General features: G+C 63.7%; 2 protein-coding genes and 1 pseudogene. All 3 read right to left on the bottom strand.

Annotated elements, in window-relative coordinates:
- Positions 1-89: 89 nt before the first annotated feature.
- Positions 90-983 carry a DUF5996 family protein gene (locus A5777_RS05385; RefSeq protein ID WP_064861897.1) on the bottom strand — a complete coding sequence of 298 codons (894 nt, stop codon included), beginning with the start codon at positions 981-983 and terminating at the stop codon, positions 90-92.
- 58 nt (positions 984-1,041) lie between these two features.
- Positions 1,042-2,127 carry a DNA polymerase domain-containing protein gene (locus tag A5777_RS05390; RefSeq protein WP_005208054.1) on the bottom strand — a complete coding sequence of 362 codons (1,086 nt, stop codon included), beginning with the start codon at positions 2,125-2,127 and terminating at the stop codon, positions 1,042-1,044.
- Position 2,128: 1 nt separating this feature from the next.
- Positions 2,129-2,609, bottom strand: a pseudogene (locus A5777_RS05395) (ATP-dependent DNA ligase); the annotation flags it as partial.

A 2,609-nucleotide genomic window follows, 5' to 3' on the forward strand; every position in this document is an offset into this window, starting at 1 on the left:
GGCTGTCTGCTGACCGGAGAATGTGTGTCGTATCGAGGTATGGGGGCGCTCAAACACACACATCCTTCGATACGACACACATTCACTTTCTACGGCCACTCCCCCAGACTGGATTCGACGTCGAACGTCGACTGCAGGAACTCCCGAAGGCTTGCGTCTGAGTCGTCGGCGGTTCGAACGGCGGTGTAGGGCAGCAGGAATTCGCCGAGCGTCGTGTCGTACGACGCCGCCGCCGGGTGCACCTTCGCGTCGGGGTAGCCCTCGTAGACGGGATACGAATAGGAGTAGAAGGCCCCCTCGTCGGCGCCACCGGGCCAGAACCCGGCGCTGGAGACCTCCTCGGAATAGGATTCGACCATCACTCGCTCCGGACAGTTCGGCACGACGCCGGAGAACAGCGGAGCGGGACGGCCGGAGAATCTGGTGACCGCGAGATCGAATGAGCCCCAGAAGAAGTGAACGGGGCTGCACTTGCCGCGCCACTTTCCACGGAACTCCGCGAAAACGCGCTGCGCGCTGACCAATTGGTGCCAGAAGAGCTTCACGGCGTCGGCGTCGTACGAGGCGTGCGTCGTGTCCTGCGCGAACGGGATCGACTCGGCCACTTCGACGGGGCGGTCGTAGATGGGCACGCTGATGCCGAGCGATTCCAGCTGTGCCAGATAATCCGCGTAGAAGTCGGCGGTGGTGCGTGGCTCGAGACGCACCTGTCGCCGTTCGCCTTTCGTCGTGGTGATGTCGAGGACGTGGTCGGCGAAGTCGAAGACGATCTCGACGCCGTAGCCGTCGTAGGGCATCAACGAGGTCGTGAGGCCCACCGAGTTCACATACAGCGCGACCTGCCACCAATGATTCTCATTCGGGGCCAACGCCATTCGGGTCTTTCCGACGATCTGACTCCACATGTGCACCGTGTCGCGGGTCTGCTCCCAGTCGGACACACGGAGCTCCGGCCATGATTCGAACGTTGCGGTTGTGGTCATTCGCTACTCATTCCCTTGTGCGACGACGTGTTTCGACTGCACGACGCCGATTCGACGCTCAGTTCGGACCGATCCTGTTTCCTTCCTCATCCCAGTGGGCACCCACCTTCTTGCTCGGCTGCACGCGCGGAGGCTCACCCGGCATCTTCGGGTAGCTCGGCGGGTAGGGCATGTCGCCGAGACCTTGCGCGTCGTCGCGCTCGACCATCTCCAGCAGTGGTTCGAGGCCACGACGATGCGTCGAGATGTCGGCCATCGGATCACCCCGTTGCGCAACGAGTTCCGGAACGCTACGCATGGTGCAGTCGTCGGGATCGACGTCGGCGAGCTCGGCCCAGGTCACGGGAGTCGACACGCGCGCGATTGCGTTGCGTCGCACCGAATACGGCGCAGCCATGGTCCGGTCACGCGCATTCTGGTTGAAGTCGATGAAGATCCGCTCGCCGCGATCCTCTTTCCACCACGAGGTGGTCACGGCGTCAGGGTCTCGACGCTCCAATTCGCGGGCGAGCGCGATGCCACAGCGTCGGGTCGCGATGAAGTCCCACCGCGGCTCGATGGGAATGAACACGTGAATCCCCCTGCCGCCGGACGTCTTTAGATATCCGACGTAGCCGAGCTCGTCGAGGAGCGGCGCGAGGAGGTCGACGGCGACGCGTCGAACGTCGTCGAAGTCGGTGCCGGGCTGTGGGTCGAGATCGATGCGCAGTTGATCGGGATGCTCGTTGTCGGCCGCGACCGTCGGCCAGGTATGGAAGGTGACGGTCCCGAGGTTGGCCGCCCAGACGATCGACGCCGGGCTCGTCGGACGGAGTGCATCCCCGGTTCTGCCCGAGGGGAACGTGATGCGCGTCGAGTCGATGAAGTCGGGTCGCTTCTTCGGTAGGTGCTTCTGGTAGATCTCGTCGCCGTCGATGCCGTCGGGGAAGCGCTGCAGGAATGTCGGGCGATCGCGGAGGGCGACGAGGAACGGGCCGTCGGCGCCGTCGTCGCGCGCCTGCGCCATGCGCTGGTAGTAGCCGACGAGATCTCTTTTGCGACCACCGTTTTCACCGAGCTCGGGGAAATAGATCTTGTCGGGGTTGCTCATTCGGACGGCAACACCCTCGACGTCGAGTTCCTCAGCAGGCGAGCGGGATGCCATGTCAGCCTTCCCCTTCCAGCACATCGTGGAGGTCGTAGGTCAGCGGGACGTCGAGTTGGTCGTAGCCGCAGCTCTCGGGATCGCGGTCGGGACGCCACCGTAGGAACTTGACGGTGTGCCGGAATCGGTGATTCTCCATCTGGTCGTAGGCGACCTCGGCGACCAGTTCCGGCCTGATCGGAATCCACTCCCCCGACTTCTCCGATCGCCACCGCGTCGGCTCGCCCGGTGCGGGCTTGTCGGGATCGGTGCGCATCGGCGCAAACATCTCTTCGAGTTCGATTCGCTTCTTGTCGGTGAATGCTCCTGCGCCGCCGACCATGTGGAGATCTCCCGAATCGGTGTAGAGGCCCAACAACATCGAACCCAGACCGGTTCCGCTCTTGTGCACTCGGTAGCCGATGACCACACAGTCGGCCGTGCGCTTGTGTTTGACCTTCAGCATCTCGCGCTTGCCCTCGACGTACGGCGAGCCGATCCGC

Origin of the sequence: Gordonia sp. 852002-10350_SCH5691597 (assembly GCF_001665715.1) — a bacterium.
GTDB lineage: Bacteria > Actinomycetota > Actinomycetes > Mycobacteriales > Mycobacteriaceae > Gordonia > Gordonia sputi.

Coding starts and splice junctions, on each gene's coding strand:
- A5777_RS05385 (WP_064861897.1), bottom strand. CDS start 983: ATGACCACAACCGCAACGTTCGAATCATGGCCGGAGCTCCGTGTGTCC.
- A5777_RS05390 (WP_005208054.1), bottom strand. CDS start 2,127: ATGGCATCCCGCTCGCCTGCTGAGGAACTCGACGTCGAGGGTGTTGCC.